The following is a 4,969-nucleotide window of genomic DNA, read 5'->3' as shown; positions in this document are numbered from 1 at the left end:
CGAGCACCTCGCAGGGTTGGCGGTGCTCGATCTCTTCGGCGGCTCCGGGGCCATCGGGCTCGAGGCCGCCAGCAGGGGAGCCCGACGGGTCACGATCGTGGAATCCGACGGCCCCACCGCGCGGTTGATTCGAGCCAACGCGAGCGAGCTGGGGTTGCGCCCGAAGGTCGTCGAGGGCCGGCTGCCCGGGGCGCTCGCGACGCTGCCACCCGGCTACGACCTCGTCTTCGCCGACCCGCCCTACCAGTTCGCCGACGTCGCACTCAGCGAACTCCTCGACGGGCTCGCCGCCGAGGGGTTCCTCTTGCCGCGCGCGCTGGTCGTCGTGGAGCGAGCCACCGCGAGCGGGGCGCCAGATTGGCCGGATATCTTCACCGACCAGTGGGAGCGCCGGTACGGTGAGACGACACTATGGTTTGGGGCAACTGACTAACGCCCCGGTGGAGGTAGATGATGGCGAAAGTGGTGTACGCGGGCTCGTTCGACCCGATCACCCTGGGGCACGTCGACGTGGCCGAACGCGCCCAACGGCTATTCGGGGAAGTCGTCGTGGCTGTGGGGCGCAACTCGTCGAAGACCTACGTGTTCAACTACGAGGAGCGCATCGAGCTCGTGCGCGGCGCGCTGCAGCATCTCGACGGTGTGCACGTCGAGCCCCTGAGCGGGTTGCTGGTGGATTTCGCGCGGCAGCATGACGCGGTCGCGATTGTGAAGGGGCTCCGGTTCGGCGCTGACTTCGACTTCGAGCTGCAGCAAGCTCACATGAACCATTCGCTCACCCGCATCGAGACGGTGCTGCTGCCCGCGTCGAAGGAGTACGTCACGCTCTCGTCCACCATTCTGCGCGAGGTGTTCCGGCTTGGCGGCGACGTGTCGAGCTATGTGCCGACGAATGTGGCCGCCGCGATCCGGGACAAGCAGGCGGCGCTGGGTTGATGCCCCCAAAAACTTCAAAATCCGTACGCAGATTCATCTCACCCCCCCGATTTCGGCATGTTGAGTCAATCTGCGTACGGATTGTGAAGTTGCATCGCCTATGCCTTGCCCGAAGCGGTTCGATCAGCTGGCGTTTGCGGCCCGCAGCAGCGAGATCGTCTGCCAGATTGTTCGGCTCATGCCCGTCGTGAGTTCCTCGATGCCCTCCACCGTGGCGAGCACGGTGTCGTCGTCGCTATGTTCGGCGAACAGCACCGCTGCGCTGTGCGCCAATTCCCAGGCGCGCGACTCGTCGGGAGTCTCACCGCTGCCCAGCAGCAGCGTCGTGAGTGCGATGATGAGGGCCAACGCCGGGACCGCGATGGGTATTCGGCTTACCAATTTCACAATGCCGTGCCAGCGGGTTATCGGGTGGACAAGGAGGCGGTCGATGGTGCTGCTGACCTCGGCTGCAACCTTGGGCGGATTCCGGGTGGGGAATCGAGCTTCGATGCGACGCTGGAGGCGATCGACGGTGTCTGGTTACTGCTGCGGAATCCGGACGCGTGTACTGCGGCATGGCGGCAGCTTGTCCTCCCGCGCGGCGTAAACGCCCTAGTCTGGAGGCATGCAAGACATTCCGGCCGCCATTGCCCATCGCGGATGGGTGGCAGAGTCCCACCACCGTGCCCGCGTCGTCGTGACGAATCCTGACGGGGGAGTTCGGCTCGCGCTGGGCGACACCGAGCCTGCGACGCTGCCGCGCTCGGCGCTGAAACCGTTCCAAGTGATCGCGATGCTGCGTAACGGACTTGACCTCGACGGTGAAATGCTCGCGCTGGCTGGCGCATCGCACTGGGGTGAGCAATTCCATCGCGACGGTGCCCGCGCCATCTTGGCGGGGGCGGGGCTGAGCGTGGCCGACCTCGGCAACACCGCAGATTTCCCCCTCGATGAGGCCGCCAGGCTCGCATGGATCCGTGGCGGGCACGACAAGGAGCCGATCGCGCACAACTGTTCAGGCAAGCACGCGGCGATGCTGCGCACGTGCGTGCGTGCGGCATGGCCCATCGACGCCTACCGTGACCCCGCGCATCCACTTCAGCAGGCTGTCCGCGTCGTCATCGACGAGTACTGTGGTGTCATCGGCGAGCCTGTCATCGACGGCTGCACTGCTCCCGCCTTCGCGTGCACGCTCGGCGGCTTGGCGCGAGGGTTCGGCGCCTGGGCACTCGCCGAGGGTGAGGAGGAACGTCGGATCTATCGGGCCTACCACGAGCATCCCGCCTACATGTCCGGGTCGGAGGATCGCACCGTCGTGTTCGTGAAACAGATCGACGGCCTGGTCATGAAGGTGGGGGCCGAAGGCATCCTCGCTGCGGCACTACCCGACGGCACGGGCATTGCGGTGAAGATGTCCGACGGGATGGGTCGCGGCCGCTTCGAGGTGATGGCTGCGGTGCTCGGCGCGTTGGGCCACCCGATCGAGGGGCTCAACGCTGAGGTGGAGATCGCGCCCGAGCTCAGCGCCGCGCTGCAGGGGTTGTGACAGGCGTCTGGTGGGTGAGAGGTATTTGGAGAATTGAGAGCGGCCGAGTAGAGTGGGCCGTCGGTCAACCACGAGGTCATGCTCGGTCAGGAGCTGGGAAACCATCATGAAGTCCGGTCATCACCATAGCGATCGCCGCTCGCCGTTCGTCTTCGACGTGCACGAGTTCGGCCACCGCGCGGGAATGATGAAAGAACTGCATGAGGTGCTTCCCGCCCCCGCAGAGCTTGGCACCGAGGTGATCGGAGTGCCGGAAGGCTCCGACCTCCACCTGGATCTCAGGATGGAAGCGGTGGTGGAAGGCGTCTTAGCGACGGGGACAGTCGACGTTGTGCTCAACGGCGTATGCTCCCGCTGCTTGAAGGAGCTGGACGACGATAAGTCCTTCAGCTTCCAGGAGTTGTTCTACTATCCTGGCCGCGAGGTCGAGGAGGACGAGTTGCTCATCGTCGATGAGACGGTAGACATCGAAGAACCGCTCCGAGGCGCTGTGGTGCTCGAACTTCCGTTCACGCCCCTGTGCGACGAGGACTGTCTCGGTTTGTGTCCCGAATGCGGGCTCGACCTGAACGATGATCCGGAGCACTCACACGGCGAACAGGTGGACTCCCGTTGGGAGAAACTTGCCGGGCTGTTCGGAGACAACGACTAAGACATTGGAATTCAAGGAGTAGACATGGCCGTTCCGAAGCGGAAGATGTCGCGCAGCAACACCCGTTCGCGTCGTGCGCAGTGGAAGACCTCCGTCGTTCCCACCGTCGTGTGCGTGAACCCCGCTTGCCGTGAGCCGCACCTGCAGCACACCGCTTGCCCCTCCTGCGGCCAGTACGGCCCGCGCGGTCAGCGTCGCCAGGTCACCGAGGCCTGAGCAAGCTACTGCAACTGTTTCAAGAGCTGGACGTCGAGGTGGACGCCCAGCTCTTTGAGCTGTCCTTAACCCATCGCAGCTACGCCTATGAGGCTGGTGGCATACCGAGCAACGAACGGCTCGAATTTCTGGGTGACGCGGTGCTCGAGATCGTGGTGACTGACCACATTTACCGCCAGTACCCGGGGCTGGCCGAGGGAGAGCTCGCGAAGCTGCGCTCGTCGGTGGTCTCCGCCGTCGCGCTCGCCAGGGTGGCGCGAAGCCTCGACGTCGGGCCGCTCATCAAGCTTGGCAAAGGCGAGATCGCGACGGGCGGCCACGACAAGAAATCCATCCTGGCCGACACCACCGAGGCCATCATCGGCTGCATCTATCTCTCACAAGGCATGGAGGCCGCGTCGCGGTTCATCCACTACGTGATCGACCCCCTCATCATCGAAGTGGTGGAAGCGGGGGAGTACACCGACTTCAAAACCGTCATCCAGGAACGCTGCGCGCACCATGGCTGGAGCCTCGCCTACGAGGTGGAAGGCTCCGGGCCCGATCACGACCGCCATTACGTGGCCACGGTGTTGATCGACGGCGTCGCGCGCGGTCGCGGCACCGGAACCAACAAGCGCCGCGCCGAGCAGCTCGCGGCGAAGGAAGCCGTCGCTGCGCTGGGCGATGCCTGAACTCCCGGAAGCAGAGGTAGTTCGACGAGGACTCGAGAGCCACCTTGTCGGACGCCGCATCCTCGACGTCGACGTCCTTCACCCGCGCCCGGTGCGCAACAACCCCGGCGGCGCGGACGCCTTCGTCGCAATGCTGCGGGGCAGCATCGTCGACGGTGCTCGTCGGCGTGGTAAGTACCTGTGGCTCACGCTCGGGCCGGACGCGCTGCTATGCCACCTGGGGATGAGCGGCCAGTTCCGGGTCGCGAAGCCTACGGACGCGCTGGCGCGTCACACTCGCGTCGTGTTGCATCTCGACGACGGGCAGCAGCTGCGGTTCGTCGATCAGCGCATGTTCGGCGGGCTCGAGCTGCGTCCGGGGTTGGCGGCTGACCCGGTTCCGCACATCGCACCCGACCCCTTCTCGTCGGACTTTCGTATCCACGACGTGGCTCGGCGTCTGCGCGCGAAGCGCTCGACGATCAAACGTGCCTTGCTCGATCAAAGCCTGGTATCTGGGATCGGCAACATCTACGCCGACGAAGCTCTATGGCGGGCGAAGCTCCACTACGAGACTCCGACGGGGAACCTCGGCCCACGGCAGGCCACGGGCTTGCTGCGGCACGCCACCGACGTGATGCGCGAGGCATTGGCTGCCGGCGGAACCTCGTTCGACTCGCTGTATGTGCACGTGAACGGTGAGTCGGGCTACTTCGAGCGGGCCTTGGACGCGTACGGTCGCGAGGGTCTGCCGTGCAAGCGCTGCGGGTCGACGCTGCGCCGCAGCGCGTTCATGAATCGATCCAGTTTCTGGTGTCCCAAATGCCAGCGCCTGCGATGATGCGCGCCGCTTGGTCGTCGAGTAGGTCCGCCCGCCCCCGCTCCGGTCGTCGAGTAGCAGCGACGTGGTTTCGATACGCCACTTCGTGGCTACTCAATCACCGGGTCCGCGCGCCGGGCGCTACTCAACCACCGGGCTGCACA

The 4,969-nt window shown here is 65.2% G+C and carries 8 protein-coding genes; 7 read left to right on the top strand and 1 reads right to left on the bottom strand.

What is annotated here, in order from left to right:
- Both Q0X61_RS12625 and coaD read left to right on the top strand, forming a co-directional pair.
- Positions 1 to 433, top strand: a 433-nt coding sequence (locus Q0X61_RS12625; RefSeq protein ID WP_297743171.1) for an RsmD family RNA methyltransferase, incomplete at its 5' end; no start/stop codon positions are given.
- A gap of 17 nt (positions 434 to 450) precedes the next feature.
- Complete coding sequence (gene coaD, locus Q0X61_RS12620; RefSeq protein WP_367270748.1) at positions 451 to 936, top strand: pantetheine-phosphate adenylyltransferase; 486 nt, start codon at positions 451 to 453, stop codon at positions 934 to 936.
- Positions 937 to 1,059: 123 nt separating this feature from the next.
- On the opposite strand, the gene Q0X61_RS12615 is transcribed toward coaD, so the two are convergent.
- Positions 1,060 to 1,323 (bottom strand): hypothetical protein, encoded by a 264-nt coding sequence (locus Q0X61_RS12615; protein ID WP_297743169.1) that lies wholly within the window; start codon positions 1,321 to 1,323, stop codon positions 1,060 to 1,062.
- Between the two features lie 220 nt (positions 1,324 to 1,543).
- Here Q0X61_RS12615 and Q0X61_RS12610 point away from each other — a divergent pair, with 220 nt between their 5' ends.
- The 5 genes from Q0X61_RS12610 to mutM all read left to right on the top strand — a co-directional run bounded on the left by Q0X61_RS12610 (position 1,544) and on the right by mutM (position 4,826).
- Positions 1,544 to 2,464: an asparaginase gene (locus tag Q0X61_RS12610; protein WP_297743167.1), complete on the top strand. Its 921-nt coding sequence runs from the start codon at positions 1,544 to 1,546 to the stop codon at positions 2,462 to 2,464.
- Between the two features lie 106 nt (positions 2,465 to 2,570).
- Positions 2,571 to 3,116, top strand: a complete 546-nt coding sequence (locus tag Q0X61_RS12605; RefSeq protein WP_297743165.1) for a DUF177 domain-containing protein — start codon at positions 2,571 to 2,573, stop codon at positions 3,114 to 3,116.
- A gap of 24 nt (positions 3,117 to 3,140) precedes the next feature.
- Complete coding sequence (gene rpmF / locus Q0X61_RS12600; RefSeq protein ID WP_108871565.1) at positions 3,141 to 3,332, top strand: 50S ribosomal protein L32; 192 nt, start codon at positions 3,141 to 3,143, stop codon at positions 3,330 to 3,332.
- 38 nt (positions 3,333 to 3,370) lie between these two features.
- Positions 3,371 to 4,006 carry a ribonuclease III gene (gene rnc / locus Q0X61_RS12595; RefSeq protein WP_297743162.1) on the top strand — a complete coding sequence of 212 codons (636 nt, stop codon included), beginning with the start codon at positions 3,371 to 3,373 and terminating at the stop codon, positions 4,004 to 4,006.
- Positions 3,999 to 4,826, top strand: coding sequence for a bifunctional DNA-formamidopyrimidine glycosylase/DNA-(apurinic or apyrimidinic site) lyase (gene mutM / locus Q0X61_RS12590; RefSeq protein ID WP_297743160.1), 828 nt, complete (start codon positions 3,999 to 4,001; stop codon positions 4,824 to 4,826). Before rnc ends, mutM begins: the two co-directional genes overlap by 8 nt.
- Positions 4,827 to 4,969: the final 143 nt, after the last annotated feature.

The sequence above is a fragment of the uncultured Tessaracoccus sp. genome (genome assembly GCF_947255005.1).
In the GTDB taxonomy this organism is placed as follows: Bacteria; Actinomycetota; Actinomycetes; order Propionibacteriales; family Propionibacteriaceae; genus Arachnia.
Note: the sequence above shows the minus strand (reverse complement) of the source record. Positions and strands in the feature narration are given on the sequence as shown.

Excerpts from the sequence above, each read along its gene's own strand:
- coaD (WP_367270748.1), top strand. The coding sequence starts at position 451 with ATGATGGCGAAAGTGGTGTACGCGGGCTCGTTCGACCCGATCACCCTG.
- Q0X61_RS12610 (WP_297743167.1), top strand. The coding sequence starts at position 1,544 with ATGCAAGACATTCCGGCCGCCATTGCCCATCGCGGATGGGTGGCAGAG.
- Q0X61_RS12605 (WP_297743165.1), top strand. The coding sequence starts at position 2,571 with ATGAAGTCCGGTCATCACCATAGCGATCGCCGCTCGCCGTTCGTCTTC.
- rpmF (WP_108871565.1), top strand. The coding sequence starts at position 3,141 with ATGGCCGTTCCGAAGCGGAAGATGTCGCGCAGCAACACCCGTTCGCGT.
- mutM (WP_297743160.1), top strand. The coding sequence starts at position 3,999 with ATGCCTGAACTCCCGGAAGCAGAGGTAGTTCGACGAGGACTCGAGAGC.